This window comes from Acinetobacter sp. 10FS3-1 (genome assembly GCF_013343215.1).
Classification (GTDB): Bacteria; Pseudomonadota; Gammaproteobacteria; order Pseudomonadales; family Moraxellaceae; genus Acinetobacter; species Acinetobacter lwoffii_C.
Window position 1 is genome coordinate 1,706,989 of sequence record NZ_CP039143.1, and the last position, 26,894, is coordinate 1,733,882.

The 26,894-nt window shown below is 44.1% G+C and carries 29 protein-coding genes; 10 read left to right on the forward strand and 19 right to left on the reverse strand.

Annotated elements, in window-relative coordinates:
- Nucleotides 1-145: 145 nt before the first annotated feature.
- The 9 genes from E5Y90_RS08130 to E5Y90_RS08170 form a co-directional block, all read right to left on the reverse strand.
- Nucleotides 146-2,035 carry a M48 family metalloprotease gene (locus E5Y90_RS08130; protein WP_174659934.1) on the reverse strand — a complete coding sequence of 630 codons (1,890 nt, stop codon included), beginning with the start codon at nt 2,033-2,035 and terminating at the stop codon, nt 146-148.
- A gap of 99 nt (nt 2,036-2,134) precedes the next feature.
- Nucleotides 2,135-3,670 (reverse strand): amidophosphoribosyltransferase, encoded by a 1,536-nt coding sequence (purF, locus tag E5Y90_RS08135; RefSeq protein WP_151204195.1) that lies wholly within the window; start codon nt 3,668-3,670, stop codon nt 2,135-2,137.
- Between the two features lie 18 nt (nt 3,671-3,688).
- Entirely contained in the window at nt 3,689-4,273 is a 585-nt protein-coding gene (locus tag E5Y90_RS08140; protein ID WP_151204194.1) for a CvpA family protein, read from the reverse strand.
- A gap of 5 nt (nt 4,274-4,278) precedes the next feature.
- Complete coding sequence (locus tag E5Y90_RS08145; RefSeq protein ID WP_151204193.1) at nt 4,279-5,280, reverse strand: quinone-dependent dihydroorotate dehydrogenase; 1,002 nt, start codon at nt 5,278-5,280, stop codon at nt 4,279-4,281.
- A 90-nt stretch (nt 5,281-5,370) separates the two neighbouring features.
- Entirely contained in the window at nt 5,371-5,850 is a 480-nt protein-coding gene (gspM, locus tag E5Y90_RS08150) for a type II secretion system protein GspM (protein ID WP_174659935.1), read from the reverse strand.
- Nucleotides 5,850-6,992, reverse strand: coding sequence for a type II secretion system protein GspL (gene gspL, locus E5Y90_RS08155; RefSeq protein WP_174659936.1), 1,143 nt, complete (start codon nt 6,990-6,992; stop codon nt 5,850-5,852). The genes gspM and gspL overlap by 1 nt, the downstream gene beginning before the upstream one ends.
- Before the next feature lie 30 nt (nt 6,993-7,022).
- On the reverse strand, nt 7,023-7,478 hold the full coding sequence (sixA, locus tag E5Y90_RS08160; RefSeq protein WP_174659937.1) for a phosphohistidine phosphatase SixA: 456 nt from the start codon (nt 7,476-7,478) through the stop codon (nt 7,023-7,025).
- Nucleotides 7,479-7,553: 75 nt separating this feature from the next.
- Nucleotides 7,554-8,627 (reverse strand): NAD(P)H-dependent glycerol-3-phosphate dehydrogenase, encoded by a 1,074-nt coding sequence (locus E5Y90_RS08165; protein ID WP_151204189.1) that lies wholly within the window; start codon nt 8,625-8,627, stop codon nt 7,554-7,556.
- 32 nt (nt 8,628-8,659) lie between these two features.
- Nucleotides 8,660-9,241, reverse strand: a complete 582-nt coding sequence (locus E5Y90_RS08170; RefSeq protein WP_151204188.1) for a nitroreductase family protein — start codon at nt 9,239-9,241, stop codon at nt 8,660-8,662.
- Nucleotides 9,242-9,688: 447 nt separating this feature from the next.
- Here E5Y90_RS08170 and E5Y90_RS08175 point away from each other — a divergent pair, with 447 nt between their 5' ends.
- Nucleotides 9,689-10,057, forward strand: a complete 369-nt coding sequence (locus E5Y90_RS08175; RefSeq protein ID WP_174659938.1) for a hypothetical protein — start codon at nt 9,689-9,691, stop codon at nt 10,055-10,057.
- Nucleotides 10,058-10,129: 72 nt separating this feature from the next.
- Here E5Y90_RS08175 and rhlB read toward each other — a convergent pair whose 3' ends face one another.
- Both rhlB and E5Y90_RS08185 read right to left on the reverse strand, forming a co-directional pair.
- On the reverse strand, nt 10,130-11,281 hold the full coding sequence (gene rhlB / locus E5Y90_RS08180; protein WP_151204186.1) for an ATP-dependent RNA helicase RhlB: 1,152 nt from the start codon (nt 11,279-11,281) through the stop codon (nt 10,130-10,132).
- A 97-nt stretch (nt 11,282-11,378) separates the two neighbouring features.
- Complete coding sequence (locus E5Y90_RS08185; protein WP_004280099.1) at nt 11,379-11,594, reverse strand: cold-shock protein; 216 nt, start codon at nt 11,592-11,594, stop codon at nt 11,379-11,381.
- Nucleotides 11,595-11,978: 384 nt separating this feature from the next.
- Between E5Y90_RS08185 and E5Y90_RS08190 the strand changes: the two genes are divergently transcribed.
- The 5 genes from E5Y90_RS08190 (at nt 11,979) to E5Y90_RS08210 (ending at nt 14,741) form a co-directional block, all read left to right on the forward strand.
- Nucleotides 11,979-12,212 (forward strand): sulfurtransferase TusA family protein, encoded by a 234-nt coding sequence (locus E5Y90_RS08190; RefSeq protein WP_174660585.1) that lies wholly within the window; start codon nt 11,979-11,981, stop codon nt 12,210-12,212.
- Between the two features lie 140 nt (nt 12,213-12,352).
- Entirely contained in the window at nt 12,353-13,222 is an 870-nt protein-coding gene (rpoH, locus tag E5Y90_RS08195) for an RNA polymerase sigma factor RpoH (protein ID WP_151204185.1), read from the forward strand.
- Between the two features lie 124 nt (nt 13,223-13,346).
- Nucleotides 13,347-13,712 carry a DUF423 domain-containing protein gene (locus E5Y90_RS08200; protein WP_151206128.1) on the forward strand — a complete coding sequence of 122 codons (366 nt, stop codon included), beginning with the start codon at nt 13,347-13,349 and terminating at the stop codon, nt 13,710-13,712.
- A gap of 34 nt (nt 13,713-13,746) precedes the next feature.
- Complete coding sequence (gene thiS / locus E5Y90_RS08205; RefSeq protein ID WP_174659939.1) at nt 13,747-13,944, forward strand: sulfur carrier protein ThiS; 198 nt, start codon at nt 13,747-13,749, stop codon at nt 13,942-13,944.
- 14 nt (nt 13,945-13,958) lie between these two features.
- On the forward strand, nt 13,959-14,741 hold the full coding sequence (locus tag E5Y90_RS08210; protein ID WP_151204182.1) for a thiazole synthase: 783 nt from the start codon (nt 13,959-13,961) through the stop codon (nt 14,739-14,741).
- A 64-nt stretch (nt 14,742-14,805) separates the two neighbouring features.
- On the opposite strand, the gene E5Y90_RS08215 is transcribed toward E5Y90_RS08210, so the two are convergent.
- The 3 genes from E5Y90_RS08215 to E5Y90_RS08225 all read right to left on the reverse strand — a co-directional run bounded on the left by E5Y90_RS08215 (nt 14,806) and on the right by E5Y90_RS08225 (nt 16,505).
- Nucleotides 14,806-15,438, reverse strand: coding sequence for a hypothetical protein (locus E5Y90_RS08215; protein WP_174659940.1), 633 nt, complete (start codon nt 15,436-15,438; stop codon nt 14,806-14,808).
- Nucleotides 15,410-15,820, reverse strand: a complete 411-nt coding sequence (locus tag E5Y90_RS08220; RefSeq protein WP_151204180.1) for a DUF4878 domain-containing protein — start codon at nt 15,818-15,820, stop codon at nt 15,410-15,412. The genes E5Y90_RS08215 and E5Y90_RS08220 overlap by 29 nt, the downstream gene beginning before the upstream one ends.
- Before the next feature lie 73 nt (nt 15,821-15,893).
- Nucleotides 15,894-16,505, reverse strand: a complete 612-nt coding sequence (locus tag E5Y90_RS08225) for a glutathione binding-like protein (protein WP_151206124.1) — start codon at nt 16,503-16,505, stop codon at nt 15,894-15,896.
- A gap of 566 nt (nt 16,506-17,071) precedes the next feature.
- On the opposite strand from E5Y90_RS08225, the gene trmB reads away from it, so the two are divergent.
- On the forward strand, nt 17,072-17,788 hold the full coding sequence (trmB, locus tag E5Y90_RS08230; RefSeq protein WP_174659941.1) for a tRNA (guanosine(46)-N7)-methyltransferase TrmB: 717 nt from the start codon (nt 17,072-17,074) through the stop codon (nt 17,786-17,788).
- Nucleotides 17,789-18,017: 229 nt separating this feature from the next.
- Here the strand turns inward: trmB and E5Y90_RS08235 are convergent, their stop codons facing one another.
- From E5Y90_RS08235 to E5Y90_RS08255, 5 genes are all read right to left on the reverse strand, one after another.
- Complete coding sequence (locus tag E5Y90_RS08235) at nt 18,018-18,794, reverse strand: Rossmann-like and DUF2520 domain-containing protein (RefSeq protein WP_174660586.1); 777 nt, start codon at nt 18,792-18,794, stop codon at nt 18,018-18,020.
- Between the two features lie 81 nt (nt 18,795-18,875).
- Nucleotides 18,876-19,673, reverse strand: coding sequence for a thioesterase family protein (locus tag E5Y90_RS08240; RefSeq protein ID WP_174659942.1), 798 nt, complete (start codon nt 19,671-19,673; stop codon nt 18,876-18,878).
- Nucleotides 19,674-19,736: 63 nt separating this feature from the next.
- Nucleotides 19,737-20,405: a class I SAM-dependent methyltransferase gene (locus tag E5Y90_RS08245; RefSeq protein ID WP_174659943.1), complete on the reverse strand. Its 669-nt coding sequence runs from the start codon at nt 20,403-20,405 to the stop codon at nt 19,737-19,739.
- 283 nt (nt 20,406-20,688) lie between these two features.
- Nucleotides 20,689-22,377 (reverse strand): AMP-binding protein, encoded by a 1,689-nt coding sequence (locus tag E5Y90_RS08250; RefSeq protein WP_174659944.1) that lies wholly within the window; start codon nt 22,375-22,377, stop codon nt 20,689-20,691.
- A gap of 98 nt (nt 22,378-22,475) precedes the next feature.
- Nucleotides 22,476-23,111 (reverse strand): TetR/AcrR family transcriptional regulator, encoded by a 636-nt coding sequence (locus E5Y90_RS08255; protein ID WP_151205239.1) that lies wholly within the window; start codon nt 23,109-23,111, stop codon nt 22,476-22,478.
- Nucleotides 23,112-23,258: 147 nt separating this feature from the next.
- On the opposite strand from E5Y90_RS08255, the gene E5Y90_RS08260 reads away from it, so the two are divergent.
- From E5Y90_RS08260 to E5Y90_RS08270, 3 genes are read left to right on the forward strand one after another with little or no spacing between them, the layout of a single operon-like run.
- Entirely contained in the window at nt 23,259-24,431 is a 1,173-nt protein-coding gene (locus E5Y90_RS08260; protein ID WP_151205240.1) for an isovaleryl-CoA dehydrogenase, read from the forward strand.
- Between the two features lie 35 nt (nt 24,432-24,466).
- The gene (locus tag E5Y90_RS08265; protein ID WP_174659945.1) at nt 24,467-26,068 is read left to right on the forward strand and encodes a carboxyl transferase domain-containing protein; all 1,602 of its coding nucleotides are present in this window, start codon (nt 24,467-24,469) and stop codon (nt 26,066-26,068) included.
- A 12-nt stretch (nt 26,069-26,080) separates the two neighbouring features.
- Complete coding sequence (locus E5Y90_RS08270; RefSeq protein ID WP_174659946.1) at nt 26,081-26,875, forward strand: enoyl-CoA hydratase/isomerase family protein; 795 nt, start codon at nt 26,081-26,083, stop codon at nt 26,873-26,875.
- Nucleotides 26,876-26,894 lie beyond the last annotated feature (19 nt).

Genomic DNA, 26,894 nt, shown 5'->3' on the forward strand with positions numbered 1-26,894 from the left:
TTTAGGGTTCTATCTTGCCTGTTTTCCACACTGTTATGTCTATAACATCAGACCTGAAATATGTCTATAACATCAGACCTGAAATTTGAATGCCTATCTTAGCATGAAGATGGGTCCACTTCGTCTCAGCGACCTAAAGAGAAACCTAAACAATCATCAGGCTATTTTTTTTCAGCATTTGCTCAATGATCTCATCCGTTTCAAACCCTAGACGCCAGTATAGCAATTCCATCACATCCAGCTCATCCTGAGTCACAATCCGGTCGCTCCACAAACAGGCTTCCGCAATCCCCAATATGCTTAAACGGTCACGCAACAATAACCCGGCAATATCATTCAAAATTTCAGCCAGATCAATTGGTTCATCAGAAATTTCAGCATACATCTCCTGCTCTTTTAAGGTCAAAATACGGTTTAAAATCCGCTCCCGAACTTCGAGCTGGTTCCCGCTGTTAATCTGCTGGACATGGAGTAAAGCATCAATCAAACGCACAATCTGGGACTTAACCTCTTCCAGTGAAGTGGGCGTATGTACAGGCAATAAATTCAATTCATGCTTGACTCGCTCCAGCAGCAAAGCATCCAGCAAGCCAATTTCTCCATCTTCCTGAATAATCCGTGCCAGCTTCATCAGAAACTGCCGGGCAACAGTAATCGGCATGCCACCAATATTTTTGCAAGCCTGTAAAAAGATGGGAGTATGAACACGACCATCCAGATTCAACAATGAGTCCACAATCGCACGGCTGACCTCTGCTTCAGTCGGTATAAATTCACGATATTGCCGGATCATTAAAATAGCAACCATGACTTCACGAGAACCCGTCGAAGTCTGCAAAGCCCGTTCAATCAGATCCGGACGTGGCATATTGGTGCGAAATTCCGGATTCAGCGGCTTGATCGCATCTTTAATCGCAAAGCTAATGGGTGACAGGCGCAGCAAAGGTAATGGCTGTGGCGAGCTCCAAGTGGTTGTGCTTTGAGGCACCACATCCTCTAAAGAGCGGAACAGGCTAAATAAGGGCTGATTTTTCAACTTTTTCAGATTTTCGAGTTGCAGTTCCTGAATCAGCCCAGGATTTAACTCATAAATACGCTGATTAATATCCGGATGAATATTCAACCAGTTCTGCTGGCTCAGGGAGTTGGCAAAACACATATGTGAAATTGATTCAGCATATTCACTATAGATTTGCGAACCGGAATGATGCACATAAATCCTTAATAAGGTCTGAATGTTGGCATCATTTTGAATCAGGCGCCTGGTTTTCTGGTCATTCTTGAAAGTTCGCCCGCTCAGCGATATATATTTGATAAAACGAGAAATGAGTACCCCTAAACTGCCAACCAGCCAAATGACTGCACCCAGCGCCACATATAGCGTTTCAAACCGGTTTTCACGCGGAATACCATGACGGTAAAATCCGGACTTGGCCAACTTACTGCCCCACTGGCTAAAAGTCACCAGACTGCTATACAGGATTTTTAGCCGGGTATTTTCAGCAGCCTCACCAGACAGAATTTTATTAAATTCATGGCTTAGCAGACCATACAATTCCATTTCATCTAGCGTCTGTAGAGCGCCCCAAGTCAGAATAATTGCGGTATCTGCCGGGCCGAAACCTGCTGTCAGGGCATTGACTCCGACTTCATCGGGTAGTACATAAACCGCTGGAGCCTCAATCAAAAAAGTTTCCGCAAGCTGTTCGGTAACCCGTAATGCCGCGCTTTCTTCAGGAATACTTTCTATCTGGCTCAGCCGGCGTGCGCCCATTTGCTTGGCAAGCGAATAGCCACCGGCACGGAGTACATAAAATTCATGTGATACAGAAACTGCCATTAAAAACAGGACAAACGCAATCAGATAAGGACTGAAGCTATGCCAAACTAAAGACTGGGTGGGATCAATATAGAAGGCAAATAAGCCGGCAATTATATTTATAATAAATATTGTTAATAATACTGCAATCAGGCAAAAGCTCGCTGGCAGCCACATATTTTTATTCTTTATAAACGTATAGCTTACGCTTCTCAATGTACCACCCTAAGTCACATGATCTGCAATGCGCTCATCATAAAACAAAAAAGCGGGAAGTTCCCGCTTTTTCATTATGATTTTTATCGCTTTAATCGCTTAGGATTCACGTACACCCGTCAGGTCGACTGAAGCGGCATCGATATTAACATCGATATAGTTCTCACCTTTTTTGGCACTTTCCTTACGTTTTTTCTGTAAGTTATCAAGATATTCTCTATCAATTCCGCCTGTGACATAGATACCGTCAAATACCGAGCAATCAAACTCACGCAATTTCGGCACCTTGGTCGTACGTACTGCTTCTTTCAGGTCTTCCAGATCCTGAAACACCAGACGGTCTGCACCAATAATCTCACGGATTTCTTCTACACTACGTTCAGAAGCAATCAGCTCTGATTTTGCCGGCATATCAATACCATAGACGTTTGGATATTTCACCATAGGTGCAGCTGAAGCAAAGAAAACTTTTTTTGCCCCTGCATCACGCGCCATCTGGATAATTTCATTACAGGTGGTACCGCGTACAATCGAATCATCAACCAATAAAACATTTTTACCCTGAAATTCCAGCTCAACCGGGTTAAGTTTCTGGCGGACCGATTTTTTACGCTGTTGCTGACCTGGCATAATGAAAGTACGACCGATATAGCGGTTTTTCATAAAGCCTTCACGGAATTTCACGCCCAGCGTATTCGCCAGCTCTAGCGCTGAAGTCCGTGATGTATCCGGAATTGGGATGACCACATCAATATCATGCTCCTCACTCCATTCACGCAGGATTTTATGAGCCAGTTTCTCACCCATTTTCAGACGGGCTTTATACACTGAAATACCATCAATGATTGCATCCGGGCGGGCAAAGTACACATATTCAAAAATACATGGACGATATGCCGGCTTGCTCGCACATTGCTGGGTAAAGAAATTACCCTGGAGGTCAATAAATATTGCTTCCCCCGGCTCAATATCACGTTCAACCTTAAAGCCCAGTGCTGTAATCGCAACCGACTCAGAAGCAATGATATATTCCATGCCTTCTTCAGTCTGACGTGAACCATAGATCAATGGACGGATACCGTTCGGATCACGGAACCCTACCAGACCTTGGCCAGTAATCATGGCAACTACCCCATAAGCACCTTTACAACGCTCATGAACACGCGTTACCGCATGAAATACATCTTCTGAAGTCGGCATCAGTTTGCCGCGTTTTTGCAGTTCATGTGCAAAAACGTTAAGTAAAACTTCCGAGTCCGAATCGGTATTCATATGACGCAAATCTGTTTTAAACAGATCTTCATGAATTTCAGCCGAATTGGTCAGGTTACCGTTATGTGCCAAGGTAATCCCGTATGGCGAGTTCACATAAAATGGCTGCGCTTCAGCACTACTTGAAGAACCCGCAGTGGGATAACGCACATGACCAATGCCGTAGTTTCCTCTTAAGGCACGCATATGACGGGTATGAAATACGTCACGCACCATACCATTATCTTTGCGCAGGAACAGGCGTCCTTCATCGCATGTCACGATCCCAGCAGCATCTTGTCCACGATGTTGTAACATCGTTAATGCATCAAACAACATTTGGTTAACGGGCGTTTTACCAGCTATACCAACTACTCCACACATAGCAACCTCGCAGACAAGCTAGGGATTAATAAAAGGATTATTCGTAGATGCATCTGAAATTCCGTCTTTAGAAGATTCAGATGAAGAATCTGAAAGTCTCGGTGTACCTTCAGATTTGATGTGCTTTAAGGCACCGTTTGCAGCGTCTTTCGACAGCTCGGTTGCCCAAGGTGCATACGGAATTAAAGCCTGAATGAGCTTGGACTGTTTCCAGTGCGGGGAACTTTCTACCCATGGACCAATTCCCTGAAGTGTGATCAGGACAATCAGCAACCCTTTCAGGCTTCCAAAAACACCGCCTGCAAGACGATTGAGCGGGCCAAGTTTAAGTGTTTTTAAAATACGGTTCAGAAGAAAGGTGACGATCCAGGTCAAAACAACAATAATCAGTACAATAAAAGCAAAGGCCGCAATCTTCTGTACCACTGGATCAGTACTGAGAGCCACCATGGAAGGCGCAAGTAGTGTTGAATATTTCGCCGCAACAATTAAGGCGAAAATCCATCCCACCAAGTTCGCAAAGGCTTTGATAAATCCTTGACGCAAACCGTTTAACCCTCCAATAAGCAGGATAATCAGTATAAAGATGTCAATGGCATTCATAAGTTTTAAAGTGCGTCTACACAGTCTTTGACAAGTTTTGGTCCAGTATAGATAAGACCACTATAAACCTGTACCAAGCTGGCTCCTGCCTGCTTTTTGGCAACAGCATCTGCACCTGAAAGAATACCACCCACACCAATTAATGGAATTTGTCCTTTCAAAATCCCTGCAAACGCAGCGAGGCATGCCGTACTTTTCTCAAAGACCGGTGCACCCGATAAACCACCTGCTTCTTCCGCATACGCCAGACCTTCAACGCCTTCACGCGACAATGTGGTATTGGTCACGATCAGACCATCAATTTTATATTGCAATAACTGCTTGGCAATAAAGGCAATATCTTCTGATTCCAGATCTGGAGCTACTTTCAATACTAACGGCACATAGTGCTGATGTTCCTGCGCCAATTCCAGTTGACGATTTTTCAGCGTTTCTAACAATTCAGTCAGCGCATCGCCGCTTTGCAAGCTACGCAGGTTCTTGGTATTTGGAGAAGAGATATTTACAGTAATGTAGGAAGCATAATTATAGACTTTTTCTAAACAAATGAGATAGTCATCTACAGCTTTTTCTACCGGTGTATCGGCATTTTTACCGATATTAATGCCCAAAACACCTTTAAATTTTGCCGCTTTGACATTTTCAACTAACTTGTCTACCCCATCGTTATTAAAACCCATCCGGTTAATAATTGCCTTGGCTTGCGGCAGACGGAATAAACGCGGGTGTGGATTACCGGCTTGCGGTCGTGGGGTAATTGTCCCAATTTCAATAAAACCAAAACCCTGGCTAGCCAGAGCATCAATATAGGCACCATTTTTATCCAGACCGGCAGCAAGACCGACCGGATTCGGAAATTCAATTCCCATACAGCTGACAGGTTTTGCAGCTACACGTTGATGCACCAAGCCCATTTTATGGGTTGATTGTAATAATGATAGTGTTAGCTCATGTGCACGCTCTGGTGCTAAAGAAAACAACAAAGGGCGGGCTAGAGAATACAACATATCTAGAAAAGTCTGCTACTTTTTAAGTCGCCATATTATAGGCATAGGCAGCCCAAAAAACCATGCTTTGTAAATCTTTATTTTTAGTTGCTATTGCACAGTCGCTGCTAATTTAATCTGCTCTGCTTCCTTATTTAGCTCCATTTTTTCGATACTTAGCCCCATTTGGGTCAACTGGGTCAGGAAGTTTGCCAGCACTGCATAATTTTCATGCAGAACGACCAGCTGAATTTTTCCATCTATGTGCTGGGAAGCAACAGACAAACCTTGCTGCTGAGCAACACGCTGGACTTTCTCCGCAGCATCCAGCTGTAAGTCTCCAGCGGGTTTCATGGTCACGGCATTACTCTGCATCCACACAATTGTATCTTTAAGCTGATTTAAACGCTTTTGCTGGGTATCCGCAGCTTGATGCATATACCAGAGTGCAGAGCCAATTGCTGCAACCAGCACAAATATAATGGTGAAAATGACCAGTACCCGCTCACGCACGGACAAGCTGTCCAAATAATCACTGAATCGTTCAAACTGCTGGTCAAGCCGGTTTTGTAATTGTTGCATCGTTTTCATTATTGTATTTTCACCAGTCCTACCGCACCTGTAGCTGTTGCCTGTATATTGCCTAACTCCACCTTGAATCCCTGTTGATTCAACTGCTGGGAAAGCCCATTCAAGCTCTCCGAGGTTGCAGCTTGTAACTCCAGACTCAGCCCCGACGCATCATAATGAACGCGCTGCGCCACCATCTGATTCTGCATCAACACTGGCCCCACGCGGCTCATTAACTGTAAAGCATGCATATTGGCAGTCTGGCTCTGACGCAACTGCGCCTCAAACTGGCTTTCAATATTTTGCTCGGTCACCGGATAATTCTGCCCAAACCAGTATTTAAACTGGTCTATGGCCTGCATGGCCGTCTGATTGGCAACTTTTTTATATTGATACCAACGCACTGCATCATAACTAAACTGAACCAGCAAAATCCCCACGAAAACCGCAGCACAAGCCTTCCAGTAGCCTGAAATTACACCCTCTGATTTTGCCTTAGGCAGAATATTAAACGGGTGCTGCTTGGGTTTTTTAATGACTGGTAAGGTGTACTGAAAAGATTCAATTTGCTCCCGCGTCGTCACCGCTTCCAAGCTATTTAACTGCTCAACATCCAGACCACTGACCTGGTATTGTAAATCTTTGGGTTGAAAATCCAGATATAAGCTTAGGTCATCCAGTGACTGGCCTATATACTCATCTTCTCGAACCAGCAATTGTCCGCCAATTTGTGTAATCACCCGCTGATTGGCATGCGCAGGCACAGGCACAATCAGAAAATCTGGCAACAATGCGGTAACTTTTACCGGAATCAAGTTTAGGGCATGCTGCAAGGTTTCTACCGTAGAGTTTGCAATTCCCATAAGCCTGATCTGGTCAGGCTGCTGAAAATGATGCAAAACCTTCATGGCATCGACCGGCAGCACCACATATTCTTCCAACAAATATTTAATGCCTTCATTGCCCATTTTCTTATATTGGCTGCGTGACAAAGTCTGCTGCAAGATTTGCACATGACGGCTTGGAAAAAAAACCACCGCCTCTTTGGCCTGATAAGCTTGTATGTCCTGAATCAGCTGCTCTAGTGTCGCTGCCTGGTTCCAGAACTCCCCCACTGACCATTGCCAAATTCCATTGGCTTCTGGCATCCATAAATACAACATCGATTGTGTTCTACCGTTTTTTAACTGGTTTTATATTGTTGGGCTAAAGCTTTTTATCTGGGTTGATAAACCCGCTGCAATCACCGCCTGATCATAAATACGCGCTTCAGCCAGCGCATAAGGCTGAAAAGAATCTCCCACCAGAATTGAAGCAATATGTGCCACGACATTCATATGACAGACCACTGCAATCGACTCATAAGGCAGTTGCGATAACCATTCCACGGCTACTTTTGCATCATCATCTGGCTTGATGGCATTACAGATCACCACAGGCACATCTTTAAAATAATGCTGTAAATGTGCCAAAGTTTCCTGTGCACGCACCAAAGGACTGACCACAAAGACTTCAGGCTTGATCCTATCTTTTAAAAACTGCGCCGTCTGTTCTGCCTGCTGGTGCCCACGCTCCGTTAACGGACGTTTGCCGTCATGACCATTGACCGGAGGAGCAGCCTCGCCATGTCGTACTAAAGTCAGTTGCATCTTTCATTCCTTCATTTCTTGTATTTGTATGATAACGATCAGATATGACAGACATTATACAATTAGGGTAATAAATTAGACCTGATGATGGGGCAAAACAAATTCAACATCACTGCGATGACCATTTTTCATCAGCGACAACGCAATCGACAAGGGTGGCGCCCCCTGGAAAATCACCTCATATAATGCAGTGGTAATCGGCATATAAACTTCCAGCTCTTCAGAACGCATCTTAACCTGCACAATGGTATTAATCCCTTCTGCAGTTTGGCCCAGTTCGGTGGTGGCCTGTTCCAGAGTTTTACCCTTACCTAAGGCATAACCCACCTGATAGTTACGGCTCAGCGGGCTGTTACAAGTCGCAAACAAATCACCCACACCAGAAAGCCCCAAAAAGGTGAGCGGATTGGCACCGAGCTTTACGGCAAAGCGGCTCATTTCAGCCAATGCACGGGTCAGAATCATACTTTTGGTATTCTCACCCACGTTATAGGCAGCGGCCATTCCCATGGCAACCGCATAAATATTTTTCAAGGCTCCGCCCAGCTCCACGCCATGCACATCATCACTGGCAAAAACACGGAACAAGGCACTATGCAAGGCCTGCTGCACTGCATAACGCACCAGCTCAGATTCACTGGCGATCACTGTACCTGCCGGCTGCCCCGCCATAATCTCTTTGGCCAGATTAGGACCGGAAAGTACACCACAAGGCACTTCTGGTAAAACTTCACGAATAATATCACTCATAAAGCTAAATGTTTTCGCCTCAATCCCTTTGGTCAGGGAAATGACCGCCTGAGAACTAATAAAAGGCTTAATCTGCTGCAGGACATCACGGAAAGAATGACTTGGAATCGCAACCAGAATAATATCGCGATCACGCACAGCCAGCTCCAAGTCAGATACAGCATGCAAATTGGACTCTAACTGAAAATCCGCCAGATAGCGCTTATTAATATGTGTCGCATTAATATCAGCTGCGACTTCCGGATCACGAATCCAGATCATGGTATTGCAACCATTACGCACTGCGGTATTGGCCATAGCAGTTCCAAAACTACCACCACCCAGCACCGTAACTCTTAAAGCAGTATTCTGATTTACTGCTACCGGTTCAACCAAATCGGAAAAATTCAACTCTGACATCTTGTTTTTAATATCCTGTTTTGCAGTACATTTTAATTATTTGGATGCCAGTAACTGACATAATTACTGGTCTGAATGTCTGCGCGTGATGCAATGGTTTTGGCCGCCGTACCAATATAAATAATGCCAGAAATCAGGTCATCTTTGGAGATTCCTAAAGCCTGCTTAAACAAAGTCGATTCCACCACTACTCCACTGCGCCACATGGTCGAAAAACCCTGTGCTTGCAAAGACAACAGGAAATTTTGAATCGCGGCCCCAGAGCTCAGGATTTGTTCAAAATGCGGAACTTTGGGATGATCTTGCAAACGTGTCAATGCCAGCACCAGCAATGGCGCACGAAAAGGATGGTTTTTAACTCGCTCAATCTGTGCCGTTTCAGTTTCACCCAGATCAATCAACGCCTGAGACAATAAAAGCCCAAAAGCTTCACGCTGCTCATCAGGCACCACCACAAAGCTGGTAGGCTTTAACCGGTGATGGTCCGGTGCAGTTAAGGCAGCCTGAAAAGCATACTCCAACTGTTCTGCATTGGGTGCAGGCGCTACTAGACTTCCAATAGACTGTCGCTGGTGAATATTTTGATGAACGATGTCGACCACTGATTCCGTCATTGCTTTCTAAATCTGTCACTTAAAAACTACTTTTAAGGTTAGCATATTCATAGCTGAATACTCTAGAAACTTCACAAGTATTGCTAGCATACACCAGATGCTGACAGCCATTATTTCCTGTTTTAAAGAGAATCGGCAACTATTGAAATTTCAGAAATGGATTGCGCCATAAGCTAAAGCTGGGCAGATCAGGTATAAAACGAAGCGAATAGCAAGACCGGACTATTAATAGCAAGCTTCATAACCAAATTTGAGATCGTTTTAGCCACATGAACGGAAACAAGGCATCGTTTTGTTTAACAAAGCAAAAGTATAAGCACGCTTAAGTGCACAGGGCTATACTAAAAATTGCTAAACTTATACATCAACCACAAAATTTGTAGTTCTTTCTGTGGTGAAATAACTTCTATTTAGCGGATTTATCAGGACAGCATCATAAAAAAAACAATGGCATTCGGCGGGCTAGCTCTTTCTACGCTCATTTTAACAGCATGTGCTTCCAACCCAACTTCCTCACTAGCAGTGCAAAAAGAAAATAATCTGTTTGAGGTAACCGGTTTAGGAAAAACCCAGTTAATTGCGAAAAACAATGCAATTGCGGCAGCCAATAAAGCCTGTGGGTCGCGTAGCACCACCATCGTTGTGGATGAGCAGACTGCCTATAATGGTGCATTAAAAGGTGTTGTGGATGAGCAGACAGGCCAAATTATTCAAGCCGCTGCAACGGTTTTAGGGAATATTGCCGGAACCAATACCGGGCTAAACCAGAAGGATGACTATCAAACCACCTTAACTTTCCGCTGTCAGGCTAAATAATTTTTTTAATAAATAAGCATAAAAAACCGCTCTTAAAGAGCGGTTTTTTATATTCATCCACTGCTAATCTGATTAACAGTAACCTTCCAGGCGGGTTAATGGCAGCTTTTGCCCAATTGCTTTTTCAATTTCAGGCAGATAGAACGCATCATCCTCAGAAAGAAAACTGATACTCACACCTCGACTTCCTGCACGTCCAGTACGACCAATACGGTGCACATAATCATCTGACTGTTCAGGTAAGGTGAAATTCACTACATGCGATACACCATCAACATGAATACCACGTCCTGCGACATCCGTTGCAATCATGATGTTATGGTTGCCATTTTTAAACTGATCCAACATCTTCAGACGTCTGTCCTGTGCAATTTCACCAGAGAGCATCACCACTTTATAACCATCACGTTTTAAATGATCATACAGTCTACGCACCTGGTCACGACGGTTGGCGAAAATCATGACCTTCTCGATCGGCTCATCCCGCAACACTTCTTGCAGCAATTTATATTTATCCGCTTTAGCGACCATATAAACACGCTGCTCAACATCAGCATTGGTTTTCTTTTCCGGTTCAATCTCTACAGTAACAGGTTCAAAGAGCCATTGCTGTGCCAGATTTAGAACATCATAACTAAAGGTTGCAGAGAACATCAAAGTTTGGCGCTGCTCTTTACGCGGAGAGAAACGCACAATCCGCTTAACTGATGGAATAAAGCCCATGTCGAGTAAACGGTCCGCTTCGTCAATGACCAGAAACTCGATTTGATCCAACCAGACTTCTTTCTGGTCGACAAAGTCGATCAGACGACCTGGGGTCGCGACCATAATATCCACGGGTGCTTTATCCAGTTGTGCCTTCTGCTTGTCAAAATCAACACCACCCAGCAAAGTCACGACACTCAAACCACTGAACTTCGTCAAATCCTGAGCATCACTTTCAATCTGCAAAGCCAGCTCGCGGGTAGGCGCCAAAATCAGGGCACGCGGTTCCCCACGATAACGCTGCTCCTTAATCGGATTATTCAGCAGGTCGTTGATCACACTAATTAAAAAGGCTGCTGTTTTTCCGGTACCTGTTTGTGCACGACCAATCGCATCATGACCCGCCAGTGTGAATTTTAAAACCTTCTGCTGAATCGGCGTCATGGAGTTAAAGCCTAAGGCATCAATTGCTTTTTTCAGTTGGGGATGTAAATTTAAGGTTTCAAAACCAGATGACATAAAGCGCTGCTCTAATTCAATGATCACAAAGATGGGAATAGTATAAACAAAAAACGCCCCAATTTATATTGGAGCGCTTTTCAGATTAATCCGAAGATTAGTCTAACGGTTGAACTTCTTCAGCTTGGAAGCCTTTTTGGCCTTTTACAACACTGAATTCAACACGCTGGCCGTCACGAAGTGAACGATGACCGTCACCTTGGATAGCACGGAAATGAACAAATACGTCATCACCGCCATTGCGTTGAATAAAGCCGAAGCCTTTAGTGTCGTTGAACCATTTTACTACGCCTTGTTCACGAGCAGCTGTCATTAGTTAATCCTCATTGATACTAAAAAAAGGACCACCCGGTGTTGCAAACAGCAGAGCAAACAAGTTTGAAAATATTATTTTTAAGCTTGTAATCATTCTGTAAAACTATTAACAAAATCCCGGTTACATCCATGGTGTTATAGGGTGAAAAACAACTAAGTTGTTTAACTGAAATCCTAATTACCCAACGAGCTTAGCACGGGTTTATGACAATTAATAGATATTTTTTAGCTTTGTTCTTTTTGATTTAGTTATTTTTTCACAAAATATGTCAAATAGCAGATAAGTGTTAGTTGATGTATCTTTTTGCTCAAAAATTTGGGTTTTGGCATCCTATTTGCTATTATTTATGGTCTTTTTAAAGGTGGTACGGATAAAGCAGTCATGGGGCAAAATAGCGACCAAATCAGTATCATAGATGCGATGGGCAAACCCTGTCCAATGCCACTACTTATGTTAAAGCGCGCATTAAAAGCCCAACCTGGTCTGACATTTTTACTAAAGTCTTCTGATCCGCATAGCAAGACTGATGTGACACGCTATTGTCAAATCCATCATTTAACATATGAATTTAGACAGATTTCGGCCACAGAGTTTCACTACCTGATTGAATCTTAAAAAAATTCAATTAGACTGGATAGCTTCACAAACGTATAAAACTTTACATTTCTCTACCCAAATATCCATTATTTGCGGAGAGTTTGGATTAAGATTAAACCTAGTTAAGGGTTAAATCCCCCGCACTTCAAGGAGAACACATGAGTGACAGCCGCAATCAATTGATGCCCCTGTCATTATCGGCGCCAGGTGTCAATCTCGGTGCTTATATTAGTACTGTCAATCAAATTCCTATTTTAACAGCCGAACAAGAAAAAGAGTTGGCTGAACGCTATTACTATGACCAAGATCTCGATGCAGCAAAAATGCTGGTCATGTCACACTTGCGTTTTGTGGTACATATTGCACGTAGTTATGCAGGCTACGGCCTGCCTCAGGGTGACCTGATTCAGGAAGGTAACCTGGGTCTGATGAAAGCAGTAAAACGCTTCGACCCGAACATGGGTGTACGTCTGGTGTCATTTGCAGTGCACTGGATTAAAGCTGAAATTCATGAATATGTGATTCGTAACTGGCGTATTGTCAAAATTGCCACCACCAAGGCACAACGTAAACTCTTCTTTAATTTACGCAGCCTGAAAAAATCATCAAAAAAGCTGACGCTCGAAGAAGCAAAATCAATTGCGAATGACTTGAATGTCACACCAGAACAAGTACTGGAAATGGAAGGCCGTCTGACGGCGTATGATGCTGCTTTTGATGCTTCAGGCGATGACGATGACGAAGGTTCAACCCATGTTGCACCGGCTTTGTATCTTGAAGATAACCGTTATGATCCGGCACGTCTGATTGAAAATGAGGACTATGAGGAACAAAGTACCTCTGCCCTGCACGACGCCATGGAGCAACTGGATGACCGTTCACGTAATATCTTGCAGCGCCGCTGGCTCGATGATGAAAAATCGACTCTGCATGAACTGGCAGCCGAATATAATGTTTCTGCCGAACGTATTCGTCAGCTGGAAAAAAATGCCATGGAAAAAATTAAAGTTGCAATGTCATCTAACTGATATTTTGAATTTGCATAATTTGGTATTTTCAAAAAAAGCCTTCCTCCCAGAAGGCTTTTTTATGCCGGCAATTTGACTTTTATGCTAAAGTTAAGCGCAAACTTTATGGGGAAGATCAATTCAAATGTGGATTGCGATTTCAGCACTCAATCTTGCACTTGCAGTCCTGCTCGGTGCATTTGGTGCACATGGTTTAAAGGCACGGGCAACTGAAGCGCAATTGGCCTGGTGGCAGACAGCGACAGATTATTTTTTCTATCATGCGCTGGGTTTACTGCTTCTGGCCATCATGAGCCGAGTCATTCCAGAGTTGCCGATCAAGTGGAGCTTTGTCCTGATTCAGGCAGGAATTTTCTTCTTTTGTGGTTCTCTTTATATTATGGCACTAGGCCTGCCACGTGGTTTAGCTGTTATTACGCCCATTGGCGGTGCTTTAATGATTGCCGGCTGGTTAATTCTGGCCTGGAATGCCGTAAAATATATCAAATAAGTCTGAAGCTTTAATCAATCATGGAGGGTTGCCAATGCTGGTTTATATCAATGGCGAACAACAAGATACTCAATGCAAAAACCTGCTGGAACTGGTTCAAAGTCTTGCACTTGAAGGCAAGCGCTTTGCAGTTGAGGTCAATGAAATGATTATTTCTAAAAGCAGATTAGGTGAAACATTAATTTGCGAAGCAGACCAGATAGAAATTATTCATGCAGTCGGTGGCGGCTAATACTTGGGACAACTATGCAAGATTTATTACAGATTGGTTCACGCCAATTCCAGTCTCGCCTTTTAGTAGGTACAGGCAAATACAAAGATTTAAATGAAACGGATCAGGCAATTCAGGCCAGTGGTGCAGAAATTGTGACCGTTGCGATTCGCCGTGTAAATATTGGCCAGCATCCGGATCAACCGAATTTACTTTCAGTGATTCCACCTGAAAAATATACGATCTTGCCCAATACAGCGGGTTGTTTTGATGCCAATAGTGCAGTACGGACCTGCATGCTGGCACGGGAACTACTCGACGGACATAATCTGGTCAAACTGGAAGTCTTAGGTGATGAAAAAACACTTTATCCGAATGTGACTGAGACCTTAAAAGCAGCTCGCACTCTGATTGATGATGGTTTTGAAATCATGGTTTATACCTCAGATGATCCAATCGTGGCTCAGGAGCTTGAAAGCATGGGCTGCGTGGCGATCATGCCATTGGGCAGTCTGATCGGCTCAGGCCTTGGTATCCTCAACCCGCATACGCTTTCCATTATTAAGGAAAATGCCAAAGTTCCGGTACTGGTCGATGCAGGTGTCGGTACAGCCAGTGATGCCGCCATTGCGATGGAACTGGGCTGTGACGGCGTACTGATGAATACTGCAATTGCAGCTGCACAAAACCCGATTCTGATGGCCTCTGCGATGCGTAAAGCAGTAGAAGCAGGCCGTGAAGCCTTCCTGGCAGGTCGCATGCCGCGTAAGCGTATGGCCAATGCCAGTTCGCCGGAAACTGGTTATTTCTTTAAATAAATCTCATCATAGTCAAAGAATTGTATGATTCTTTGACTATGATTTAGCTTTTACTCATCCTAAATTATCTATTTTTATAAATCAGTTCGACGGATTCAAGCTTTAATAAAGCATCAGGAAAGAGCAACTCCCCCTGCAAGCCTGGCAATTCAACCTTACTCCAGACCAGTTTATTACGTAAAGATAATGGAAGTTTCTCCGCAATAATCGTAGTGCAATAACGATGCGTCTCACCTCTTGATCCTAAAATAAATTGCTCTCCTACCTGCCTTGCCACGGCCCTAGCAATATCTTTTCTTTTATCTGGCTCTAAACTGCTTTCTCTATAAACCGCCCACTTTTTTGCTCGTTTTGAGTCAACAAAATCCCTGATATCTGATTGAATCACTTGATTTAAATATGAGGGATCGTCATCTGTGGTCGCATGCACCACTAAAATATTCGGTTGAATCGCTGCAATCACGCCAATATGTGAATATTCACTCCCACTCAGCTTTTTGATTAAAAAACTTTCGTAACCCATCCCCTCCCGAACAATCCAATCACCCACTTGAAATGCATGCTCGGGCATATAAATCTGTTTATCTGGCTTTATAGTATCTTTGGAGGAGAACCCAATAAAAAGGCAGATTAGAATAACTAATCCGCCCAAAAACAAAATAAACCGATTATAAATCAACTTTCCATTTATCTTCATTTTTGATAAGTTTTACTCGATCTGTTACAGAATTAGAGCCTTCATTTTTAAAGCTGACTCCGATAGTCACCCGTCCTTTGCCATTTGCTTCATCGATATTTTTGTCTACCACACTAATTTCTTTGACTCCGCCTTTACGTTCAGCTTGCTCTTTAGCCTTTGCCGCGCCAGCTTTTATTTTGCCTTGAATCATTTCTTCAGAACCCGCTTGGGCTTTAACATTTTCAGGTATATAAATATAAGAAAGCATTTTTTCTGAATCGCCTTTATAGGCTGCTGTAACATACTCTTGAGCTACATTTTCTGGATTTTTAACATTACTACATGCAACCAACATTCCCGTTAAACCAAAACTTAATACTAAATTCAGTATTTTCTTCATCTTATTTATTCCAATAGCAATTATTAAATGAAAGTCAAAAAAAAAGCATAATAATTATGCTTTTTTTAAAATTTTATGGAATTAGACCTTCATCTCGCATTGCAATCTGTACAGACTGCCGCGCCGCAACTTTGTTTCGAAGATGAATAATATTCTTATACGGACTTAAATCATGCTCAATATGATTCGACCAATTGGTCAACACAAACAGATAAGCATCGGCTGGGCCAAAGTTATCATCAACCAGATAGTCATTGTCTGATTCAGCAATCGCTTTGTCGATATAACTTAATAGACGATCAACTTCTGCATAGGCTTTTTTCTTTTCATCATCGGATAACTTGCCACCAAAGAACACCGCATAAGCATCATGCAATTCTGAATTGAGATAACCTAACCATTCCAGCACTTTGGCACGTCCCATGCCAGAGGGTGGAATCAGATCCTGCTTGGGATCATGTTGTGCAAGAAACGGTAAAATTGCCACATTCTCTGTCAGAATTAAACCCGGGTTAATTTCGAGTGCAGGTACATAGCCTTTGGGATTAATTTCGTAATAATCCGTACCTTTTTCTGTTGTATGACTTTTTAAATCAACACGTTCTAAATCAAAGTCGACATTAATTTCATTTAAAATAATATGTGCTGCCAATGAGCAGGCACCCGGCGAATAGTAAAGCTTCATTTCTGATCCTTGTTCTACACTTCTCAATGTTTTAAAACGCTTCTGACAAACTTTCAAGCGATCAAACCTGTAAATTGCAAAAAAGCGTAACTGTCATTCCAAGACATTTACTTCTTCAATATTGAGGAAATCACAAGCTTTTGCAAGCCTATCTTGTGTAGATTTTTATCTGCATCTGTTTAAGAGATACGGGCTTTCCTTATTGAGAAGCGATTTTGTGATACGCCTTAAAAGTGGAAAGTTTTCTAGCCTCTGGAGAGAGTATTGGCAGAGCAGAGGATGAAGCCTGAATTACAAGTAAGTTTAAATATTCGGGACTGGATCTGACTCATGCATGGGTTTAAGAGATAACTTCGGTGAATATACTGGATCACGTGGTTCAGAAATTTAAAGTCAAAAATATTTGAACATCTCATTTAGTTTTATTGACAAATAGAGCCAAGAGTTCTTTTTATTTGACTTTGGGAATCCAACCGGCTTTTTATGGATAAATACCGAGAAAAGTTTGACTTGCTCCGCTCAGGACTTAAAATACCGCATTCTGAATTTTTAGTTTTGCCAAAATTATGTCGAACGATCAATTAGACCAGCACGTCGTAGAGCTGGACAATTTAAGCGAACACCGTGAAATTGTGACGTTTATGCGCCGTTCAGCGCCATTAAATACCTCTCAACGTACTGCGCTTGAACAATATGGTCACTTAATTTTGGAATATCCGGTAGGTGATTTACGTCAGCACTTTGAACATCCTGAACGCCCATTAACGGTAGAAATCGGTTTTGGTATGGGCCGTTCACTGGTATTGATGGCCAAAGCCAATCCTGAGCGCAATTTTGTCGGGATTGAAGTACATGTTCCAGGAATTGCCCAATGTGTCTATGAGGCTGGAATTGAAGGCCTGACTAACCTGCGTGTGCTAGATGCCGATGCAATTCAGGTATTGCGTGAAATGCCGGACAATAGCATTAATACAGTTCAGTTATATTTCCCTGATCCATGGCAGAAGAAACGTCACTTCAAACGCCGTTTTGTTTCGCATGACCGTATGCCACTGGTAGAGCAAAAGCTGGAGCTTGGTGGAACTTTCCATGCCGCAACGGACTGGGAACCGTATGCGGAATGGATGCTTGAAGTATTGGAAGAACGTCCACGACTGGAAAATCTGGCGGGCAAAGGCAACAGCTACCCACGCCCGGACTGGCGTCCACAAACCAAATTTGAGCGTCGCGGCATTGAAGCCGGCCACAAGATTAATGACTTTATCTTCAAGAAAATTTCTTAAGAAAAGAGTTTTAAAAAAGCGCTGACCTGATCAGCGCTTTTTTATTGGAAAAACTTATCTTTCAGCCAGAAGATTAGTGCAAGTCCTGTGCCTATCATCGGGCTTAAAAAGACAAACAACGCTTCATCCCTATAGCATGTCCATTTTATTATTTTTTTCTGCGCATTTTCACTTAAATTTAAAGAGTGAATGCAACCAAATTAGCTTATTCAATTAAAGATCAATCCTTTCATTTTTGATGACGCGCTAAAATCTGCTGGCTTAACAGCTGATAAACCTTTTGCAAATCGTCTCGTTGCATCTTCGCCAGCATCTGCTGATGCATTTTAAGGATATTTTCATCCCCTCGCATTGCAGGTCCAGTTTGCATTTGGCGTGGATCATTCTGAGTGGCTTTCTTGGCCGTTTCCAGCATCAATGGAGAAAGCAGGCTAAAATCAACCTGCTGCGCATCGACCACTTGTTTGGCCATATCATAACAGTAATTGCTAAAATTACAGGCAAATACCGCAGCTAAATGCAGGCTTAAACGTTGCTCAGAGCTGTATAGATAGACCTTTTTGCTTAGGCTATTTGCCAGAGTATGAAGTTTCCCCTTGTCTTCATCATGATGTGCTTCAATAAACAAAGGGGTATTTAACCAGTCAATTTCACGCTCCAGACTGAAGGTTTGAAGAGGATAAAACACTCCGGATTTTGGATGTACATCACGCAGCACATTTAAGTGCGTACTGCCTGATGTATGTACTATCAATACGTCTGGCAGATAGTTATGTACCTGCTCGATGACTGTTCGGATCGATTGGTCACTGACTGCAATAATAACCAGATCTACATGACTATTTAGCTGTTCAGGGCTGGTGATGGCCTGAGCTGTGCATAGATCAGCCAGTTGCTGGGCTTTTTCAACACTCCGGCTATAGATCTGTACAATTTCATGCTGGCCTGACAATACACGGGCGAAGTGATAAGCCACGCGCCCTGCCCCGATGATACTTATCCGCATCTGCATATATTCCTGATAAATTGCACACAGCATGCCAATAAAAAAAGGACGAAGCAATTCGTCCTGATTTTTAAAGAGATGTTAAAATTTCCGAAGGGTCAGAATCTGCTCACTGCGTCCGAATGGCCCGTGAATATCATGCAGAATGCCGCTGGTCAAAGCGATACCATCTTCGCCATATTGCTGCACTACTTCCAGCCCCAACCATTCACCTTGTGGCAGACGGTGCATGTGAATCTGCAAGTCCAGATTCGGGAATCCCCAGCCCGCACTCGGATCCTGACGTGGCACGATACCATTCGCCGTGTCGACCATACCGAGCAAACGGCTAAAGGCGGTCGTTGTCTGTCCTTCTACCATGTCCAAAGAGTTTTTGAGCCAGACAATCCCTTTGCCTGCCCGATGATCGGCATGCGCACGCGTTTCAATACTCTGGATATAACCGCCTGGCCAGCAGCGCATGCCTTCCCACACGGGTAAAAATTCCGGACTTTCAATCGGAAAATCTTCTAGACCGGCGATAGCGCGGGTATCCGAAGTCAGCATTTTCCAGGCACGCGCAACGATACAGGTTTTTCCATTCGCACACATTTCTGCTTCAACCAGCTCAATGGTTTTACCCGGACGAAGCATGCGGGTGGTAATTGAAAACTCACCAAAAGCAATCAATCCAAAGATATCCAGTCCGACCCGACCAATTCGCATATCCTCTCGTGGCTGAAACTGTTCCAGCTCTACACAGAGGATACCTGTTGCTGGAGCCATATGCTGTTCATGAGGATTCCATGCGCCTTGGGCATGAATATTGGAACGGTAATAAGCTGTAGTACTACCATCTGCATGCTGCTCACGTTGAATTAAACTGTAATATGCCGACATTCTTCTCTCTACTTCCTTGAATAATCTCTTTAACTTTATCGCAAATATAATGCTTTATGATCTTTATTTTTTCAGAAAAAAGCCATAATAATTCATAATTTGACAATAAGTTTTGCAGTGCTTGAATCCGACTTTTGTCAAAAGGCCTTTGAAGTCTTCAGTCGAAATCAATGCAAAATCCTGCTGTAATCTGGCCAGCATGTTTTCACTTTGCCGGAGACTTAATCCCGTCTGCTGCGCCATTTTTTGCATGATCTGTAGTGCAGTTTCATTTTCTGGCTGCATCAGGTCATAAGTCAACACGATCCCGCCTGTTTTAAGACTTTCATAAATATGCTGAAAAAATTCGGTTTTCTGTGGCTCAGGAATAAAATGGGCGACCAGAATCGCCAGTGCTGCATCAAAAGTATCCTGCTCCAGTCCGTGGGTAGTGCTCTGTATAAACCGGACTCTCTGCTCGGCAGCAAAAGGAGCCAGATTTTTCCTTGCCTGTTCCAGCATGGTGACTGAAGGATCAATCGCCGTAAAAGTCCAGTGTGGATGCTGCTCTAACAGATAGGACAACTCATATCCTGTTCCGCAGCCCGCAATCAGAATATGTGCATTTTCTGGTAATTCCGTACTGAGAATAGCCTCAATCTGCTGATGCACCAGTTCATAAGCAGGAATTAATTTACGGATGTGATCATCATAACTGGCGACCACCACTTCACTGTGAAAGTTTTTTGCCATCTGTTTACTCTGATTTAGATAGTCGATATATGAAGTTTTATATTGAAATAAGACTTTATATAGAAATGCATTTTTATCTATTTAAAGAAATTGCTAAACGCATGACCTCAATTTGCACGATGGATTCTTCTTCCATTCTGCAGGTGCTTCGTTACTTTGACTGGGCAACGTAACCAAACCCCTCTGTTTCATTGATATGGCATCCTTGCCATGCAATGAAACGGCGGCATCCTTGCCGCCAGGTCATCTGATCAAATACTATTTAAACTTAACTTTAATTAATTTAAGCAATCTCTTTTAGATTTAGTTCTTCACGCATAAATTCACGCAATTTAAATTTCTGCGCCTTACCTGAAGCTGTCATCGGGAATTCATGAAAGAAACGTACATAACGTGGCACTTTGTTATGAGAAATATGCTCGATACAATACTGACGAATCGCCTCTTCAGTACATGAATAATTTTCATGCAGAATGATACAGGCACAGAGTTCTTCCCCATATTTATGGTCTGGGACACCAATGACCTGTACATCTGAGATCGCAGGATGGGTATAGAGAAAATCCTCAATTTCTTTCGGGAACAGGTTCTCGCCACCACGAATCACCACATCCTTAATACGCCCCTTGATTTTAATAAAGCCTGCATCATCCATTTCAGCAATATCACCGGTATGCATCCAGCGGGCAGCATCAATAACTTCGTGGGTTTTTTCCTGATCTTCCCAATAGCCGAGCATCACGGAATAACCTCGCACACAAAGCTCGCCCAGTTGACCACGCGGAACCACTTTGCCCTGTTCATCTACAATTTTAACTTCCAGATGCGGATGGACGCGACCAACAGTACTGACTCGCTGCTCAACACTGTCCTCAGTTGAACTTTGTGCACTTACAGGTGCAGTTTCAGTCATGCCATAACAGATGGTTATTTCAGACATATGCATGCGTTCAATCACACGCTGCATAATCTCCTGTGGACATGGACTGCCTGCCATAATGCCGGTACGCAAGCTGGACAGGTCAAACTCATCAAAACGTTCATGTTCCAATATGGCAATAAACATGGTCGGGACGCCATAAGCTGCCGTACATTTTTCTTGCTGGATGGCTTTTAAGGTTTCCAGCGGATTAAAGACTGCAGACGGATAAATCATGGCTGAACCGTGAGTAATACAAGCCAGATTCCCCATCACCATACCAAAGCAGTGGAATAGCGGCACTGAAATACAGACCCGGTCTTCCGGTGCAAGGTGAATTGCCTCACCCACAAAATAGCCATTATTCAGGATATTGTTATGGGTCAGCATGGTGCCTTTCGGATTACCAGTCGTGCCCGAGGTAAACTGGATATTAATGGTTTCATCGAACTGCAATTCACTGGAGATCTGTTGCAGTTGTTCCAGTTCTTGGGCACTCGGGGGAGGCAGTAAATCCTGAAAACGGTGAATCCCTGTATGCTGCTGGTCATCAATTTTGATTACATGCTTTAAATGCGGCAGGCGCTCTGCATTAAGCAACTTGTCTTCGGTCTCTTTTAACTCTGGTGCAATTTTGGTCAGAATTTCCTGGTAGTCCGTAGTTTTAAACTGTGAAGCAATGACCAAGCCCTTACAGGACACCTTATTCAGCACATATTCCAGTTCATTGCTTTTATAGGCCGGATTCAGGTTGACCAGAATAATGCCAGCCTTGAAAGCAGCAAACTGGGTAATGGTCCATTCCACACAGTTCGGCGACCAGATCGCCAGACGGTCACCTTTTTGCAGGCCCAGTTTCAGCAACTGACAGGCAAAAGCATTGACCTGTTCCTGTAGCTGCCGATAACTCAGGCGTACATTCTGGTGCAGACTTACCACTGCATCCCGATCCGCATACTGCTCGCAAGCCTGGTCAAATTTTTCACCAATTGTCATCCCCAATAAGGGCTGGCTGCTGGTTCCATAGGCATAGCTTAACCGTACTTGTGTCATTGAATCGATCTCCTTGATTCTTTGTAATTCTGATTTCAACTTTACTAATTGTTTTATGACCACGACGACCTTGTCTGTGTGCCTGTTTTTTTGTGTATTTATGCTACTGAACTTCCCTCCTGTCGACGTACTGCGTTTACACAAAAATCGGCAATCTGTTTGACAAAGTGATCCTTATACTTCTGATCAAACATCATATTGCGAGATGGATTTAAAGGCTCGATTACGACAAAGGTCATGGCACCTACCACGCCTAGCGCCGCCGTGTTCAAGTCTTCAAACTCAAATTTTCCGTTTACCTTTCCTTCGGCCAGAATCTCCTTAATACTCTGCTTGATCAACTGTTTACTACGAAAACGCTCATGCTCCATCTCCGGATCGACCGGTTCGAACATAAGTGAATACGCCAGTTGAGGGCTATTCATGGCGCGTTTCACAAAAGTTGTAACAGATTTTTGCAATTTCAGTTCTGGCGATAAATCTGATCGAACAATGTGGTTCAAAATTCCCACCTCATGCTGAATCGCTGCCGACAAAACCTCAATCAAAATCTGGCTTTTGCTATCAAAGTACCGATATACCAGCCCTGTAGAAACGCCTGCACGCTCTGCAATGGCCTGAATCGACGCCTCTTTAAAGCCCCCCTGAGCAATCAGTTCACGAGCAGACTGTAAAATCGACAAGCGATTTTGTTCCATTCGCTCCTGCATCAGTGATGATCTTTTATAACTCATAATATTATTCTCAACAAGATAAAATGAATTGTAAATCATTTTGTGAATATAGGTTCACTTTTTTGTTTTTTCGTTGTATGTTAAAAAGCAAGCACAACAAAAATGCTTTTTTGGACACAACAAATATAACCTCAGGATGGATGAAGAATGAATTTACAAAGCTTGGATTTCGGTTTAGATGAAACTCTGATAGCGCTTCGTGATTCAGTGGCTGCCTTTTGCGCCAAGGAAATTGCCCCTATTGCCCAACAGGTTGACCGCGATAACGAGTTCCCGGCTCAGCTCTGGAAAAAATTTGGTGATATGGGCCTGCTGGGTCTGACAGTTGGTGAAGAATATGGCGGCACCAATTTAGGTTATCTGGCACATATTATTGTCATGCAGGAAATTTCCCGGGCTTCAGCATCCATTGGTTTGTCCTATGGCGCACATTCTAACCTATGTGTGAACCAAATTAAGCGTAATGGTAATGAAGAACAAAAGCAGCGTTATCTGCCGAAACTGATTTCTGGCGAATATGTCGGTGCCTTGGCGATGTCTGAACCGAATGCCGGCTCGGATGTGGTCAGTATGAAACTCAAGGCCGAAGACAAAGGCGATCACTATCTGTTGAACGGTTCCAAAATGTGGATCACCAATGGCGGTGATGCTGATGTATTAGTGGTGTATGCCAAAACCGATTTACAGGCGGGCGCCAAAGGCATGACTGCTTTTCTGGTTGAAAAAAATATGCCAGGTTTCAGCCACGGCAGCCATTTGGACAAACTGGGTATGCGCGGTTCCAACACTTACCCGCTGTTCTTTGACAATGTCGAAGTCCCTAAAGAAAACGTCCTCGGTGGTGTCGGCAATGGCACCAAAGTGCTGATGAGTGGTCTGGACTATGAACGTGCGGTTCTCAGTGCAGGTCCGCTGGGCATTATGGATGCCTGCATGGATACCGTGATTCCATATATTCATGACCGTAAACAGTTTGGTCAGGCGCTGGGTGAATTCCAGTTGATGCAAGGCAAAATGGCTGATATGTACTCGACCTGGCTGGCATGTAAGGCACTGGTTTATGCCGTCGGCGCTGAATGTGACAAGGCCGAGCATAGTCGCAGCCTGCGTAAAGATGCTGCCAGCGCAATTTTATATGCGGCCGAAAAAGCCACATGGATGGCCGGTGAAACCATTCAGACTTTAGGTGGAAACGGTTATATCAACGAGTTTGCAGCAGGCCGTCTATGGCGCGATGCCAAACTGTATGAAATTGGTGCCGGCACTTCAGAAATCCGCCGCATGCTCATTGGCCGTGAGCTTTTTAACGAAACAGCCTAAACCTTAATACTGAGAATAAAACAAGGATGTTCGTCATGAATCAGTTACAGAGCAAAATCAATATTCGTAGTGAAGAGTTTAAAGCCAACCAGACTGCCATGCTGCAACTGGTGGATGACCTGAAGCAGAAAGTTGAAAAAATTGCCTTGGGTGGTGGAGAAACTGCCCGCCAGAAACACCTTGACCGTGGCAAACTGTTACCACGTGACCGGATTAACCAGCTGATTGACCCGGGTAGCGCTTTTCTGGAAATCGGTCAGCTGGCTGCCTATCAAGTCTATCAGGATGACGTGCCTGCGGCAGGTGTGGTCGCTGGTGTGGGTCAGGTCAATGGTGTGACCTGCATGATCGTGGCCAATGATGCTACGGTGAAAGGCGGTACTTATTATCCGCTGACAGTGAAAAAGCATTTACGCGCACAGGAAATTGCCGAACAGAACCATTTGCCATGTATTTATCTGGTCGATTCTGGTGGTGCGTACTTGCCTTTACAGGATGAAGTTTTTCCGGATCGTGATCACTTCGGCCGTATTTTCTACAATCAGGCGCGTATGTCCAGTCAGGGAATTGCCCAGATTGCAGTGGTGATGGGTAGCTGTACTGCCGGTGGTGCTTATGTGCCTGCCATGTCGGATGAAACCATTATTGTCCGTAATCAGGGCACCATTTTCCTGGGTGGCCCGCCACTGGTCAAAGCTGCAACCGGTGAAGTGGTGTCAAGTGAAGACCTCGGTGGCGGTGATGTACATACCCGTTTGTCTGGTGTTGCCGATCATCTGGCAGAAAGTGATGAGCATGCCCTTGCAATTGCCCGCAACATTGTGGCAAATCTGAACAAAAAGCCCAACAAGACCGCAGAGGAAATTGAAGCGCCGCGCTTTGACAGTTCAGAACTGTACGGCATTATCCCTTGTGATGCCCGCAAGCCTTTTGATGTGCGTGAAGTGATTGCACGTATTGTTGACGGCTCACGCTTTGACGAATTCAAGGCGCGTTTCGGCACGACTCTGGTGACCGGTTTTGCCAAGCTCTATGGGATACCAGTCGGGATTATTGCCAATAACGGCATTCTGTTTTCCGAGTCTGCGCAAAAAGGCGCACATTTTATTGAACTGTGTACCCAGCGCAATATTCCGCTGATTTTCATTCAGAACATTACCGGTTTTATGGTGGGTCGCCAGTATGAAAATGAAGGCATTGCCAAGAACGGTGCCAAACTGGTGATGGCGGTGGCCAATGCCAATGTGCCAAAACTGACCTTGGTGATTGGCGGTTCTTTTGGTGCCGGCAACTATGGCATGTGTGGCCGTGCTTATTCGCCGCGCTTTATGTGGACCTGGCCTAATTCTCGAATCTCGGTCATGGGCGGTGAGCAGGCTTCAAGTGTACTTTCGACCCTCAAACGTGATCAGATTGAGCAAAAAGGCGGCAGCTGGTCAGCTGAAGAAGAAGATCAGTTTAAACAGCCTATTCGTGATCAATACGAACGTCAGGGTCATCCTTATTATGCTTCAGCCCGTTTATGGGATGACGGTGTGATTGATCCGGCACAATCGCGTGAGGTGCTGGCCTTAAGTCTGGCTGCAGCGATGAATGCGCCAATCCAGCCAACCAAGTTCGGCGTGTTCCGTATGTAAGAGGTGACGACAATGGATTATCAGTTTTTACAGCTCGAACAGCAGAATCAGGTGGCAACGGTTTGGATCAACCGTGCTGAACTGCACAATGCCTTTAATACTCAGGTCATTGAAGAATTATATGCCTGCTTTCAGTCTTTAAATGCACGTGATGATGTGCGCGTGGTGATTCTGGCCGGACGAGGCAAAAGTTTCTCGGCTGGCGCTGATCTGAACTGGATGAAACAGGCCGGTCAGGCCTCACAAGCCGACAATGAAGCCGATGCCTTAAAACTGGCGAAAATGCTGCAAAGTCTGGCGACCTTAAAACAGCCGACCATTGCCCGGGTACATGGGATTGCCTTTGGTGGCGGTATGGGTCTAGCCTCGGCCTGTGATATTTGTGTGGCTAGCACCGATGCCAAATTTGCCACCTCAGAAGTACGTTTAGGTCTGGCCCCATCCACCATTAGTCCTTATGTCATTCGGGCGATTGGTGCCCGTCAGGCGTCACGCTATTTCCTGACTGCCGAGCGTATTTCAGCGGAACAGGCCAAAAATATTGGACTGGCACATGAAGTGACTACCCCAGAGCAGCTCGACAGCAAAATTGATGAAATTGCGGAAGCATTATTGCTCGGTGGGCCAGCAGCACAACATGCCTCTAAACAGCTGATCCAACTGGTTGACCAGCAAGTTTTGAGTGAAGATTTACTGCTGAAAACAGCACAGCATATTGCCCATGTTCGCCAAGGAGATGAGGCGAAAAATGGCCTGAATGCATTTTTGAACAAACAAAGCCCGGCCTGGATCAAGACCACGGCATAACAACAAGAAGGATCCTACA

Bases quoted from the DNA above. Each gene is read 5' to 3' on its own strand.
- E5Y90_RS08200 (WP_151206128.1), top strand. From the start codon at position 13,347: ATGTGGATTGCGATTTCAGCACTCAATCTTGCACTTGCAGTCCTGCTC.
- E5Y90_RS08260 (WP_151205240.1), top strand. From the start codon at position 23,259: ATGAATTTACAAAGCTTGGATTTCGGTTTAGATGAAACTCTGATAGCG.
- sixA (WP_174659937.1), bottom strand. From the start codon at position 7,478: ATGCAACTGACTTTAGTACGACATGGCGAGGCTGCTCCTCCGGTCAAT.
- E5Y90_RS08240 (WP_174659942.1), bottom strand. From the start codon at position 19,673: ATGTCGGCATATTACAGTTTAATTCAACGTGAGCAGCATGCAGATGGT.
- E5Y90_RS08145 (WP_151204193.1), bottom strand. From the start codon at position 5,280: ATGTTGTATTCTCTAGCCCGCCCTTTGTTGTTTTCTTTAGCACCAGAG.
- E5Y90_RS08215 (WP_174659940.1), bottom strand. From the start codon at position 15,438: ATGAAGATAAATGGAAAGTTGATTTATAATCGGTTTATTTTGTTTTTG.
- E5Y90_RS08265 (WP_174659945.1), top strand. From the start codon at position 24,467: ATGAATCAGTTACAGAGCAAAATCAATATTCGTAGTGAAGAGTTTAAA.
- E5Y90_RS08140 (WP_151204194.1), bottom strand. From the start codon at position 4,273: ATGAATGCCATTGACATCTTTATACTGATTATCCTGCTTATTGGAGGG.
- thiS (WP_174659939.1), top strand. From the start codon at position 13,747: ATGCTGGTTTATATCAATGGCGAACAACAAGATACTCAATGCAAAAAC.
- E5Y90_RS08250 (WP_174659944.1), bottom strand. From the start codon at position 22,377: ATGACACAAGTACGGTTAAGCTATGCCTATGGAACCAGCAGCCAGCCC.
- E5Y90_RS08255 (WP_151205239.1), bottom strand. From the start codon at position 23,111: ATGAGTTATAAAAGATCATCACTGATGCAGGAGCGAATGGAACAAAAT.
- E5Y90_RS08235 (WP_174660586.1), bottom strand. From the start codon at position 18,794: ATGCGGATAAGTATCATCGGGGCAGGGCGCGTGGCTTATCACTTCGCC.
- rpoH (WP_151204185.1), top strand. From the start codon at position 12,353: ATGAGTGACAGCCGCAATCAATTGATGCCCCTGTCATTATCGGCGCCA.
- E5Y90_RS08220 (WP_151204180.1), bottom strand. From the start codon at position 15,820: ATGAAGAAAATACTGAATTTAGTATTAAGTTTTGGTTTAACGGGAATG.
- E5Y90_RS08190 (WP_174660585.1), top strand. From the start codon at position 11,979: ATGGGGCAAAATAGCGACCAAATCAGTATCATAGATGCGATGGGCAAA.
- E5Y90_RS08245 (WP_174659943.1), bottom strand. From the start codon at position 20,405: ATGGCAAAAAACTTTCACAGTGAAGTGGTGGTCGCCAGTTATGATGAT.
- E5Y90_RS08270 (WP_174659946.1), top strand. From the start codon at position 26,081: ATGGATTATCAGTTTTTACAGCTCGAACAGCAGAATCAGGTGGCAACG.
- E5Y90_RS08210 (WP_151204182.1), top strand. From the start codon at position 13,959: ATGCAAGATTTATTACAGATTGGTTCACGCCAATTCCAGTCTCGCCTT.
- E5Y90_RS08185 (WP_004280099.1), bottom strand. From the start codon at position 11,594: ATGACAGCTGCTCGTGAACAAGGCGTAGTAAAATGGTTCAACGACACT.
- E5Y90_RS08165 (WP_151204189.1), bottom strand. From the start codon at position 8,627: ATGTCAGAGTTGAATTTTTCCGATTTGGTTGAACCGGTAGCAGTAAAT.
- gspL (WP_174659936.1), bottom strand. From the start codon at position 6,992: ATGTTGTATTTATGGATGCCAGAAGCCAATGGAATTTGGCAATGGTCA.
- E5Y90_RS08175 (WP_174659938.1), top strand. From the start codon at position 9,689: ATGGCATTCGGCGGGCTAGCTCTTTCTACGCTCATTTTAACAGCATGT.
- trmB (WP_174659941.1), top strand. From the start codon at position 17,072: ATGTCGAACGATCAATTAGACCAGCACGTCGTAGAGCTGGACAATTTA.
- purF (WP_151204195.1), bottom strand. From the start codon at position 3,670: ATGTGTGGAGTAGTTGGTATAGCTGGTAAAACGCCCGTTAACCAAATG.
- rhlB (WP_151204186.1), bottom strand. From the start codon at position 11,281: ATGTCATCTGGTTTTGAAACCTTAAATTTACATCCCCAACTGAAAAAA.
- E5Y90_RS08225 (WP_151206124.1), bottom strand. From the start codon at position 16,505: ATGAAGCTTTACTATTCGCCGGGTGCCTGCTCATTGGCAGCACATATT.
- gspM (WP_174659935.1), bottom strand. From the start codon at position 5,850: ATGAAAACGATGCAACAATTACAAAACCGGCTTGACCAGCAGTTTGAA.
- E5Y90_RS08170 (WP_151204188.1), bottom strand. From the start codon at position 9,241: ATGACGGAATCAGTGGTCGACATCGTTCATCAAAATATTCACCAGCGA.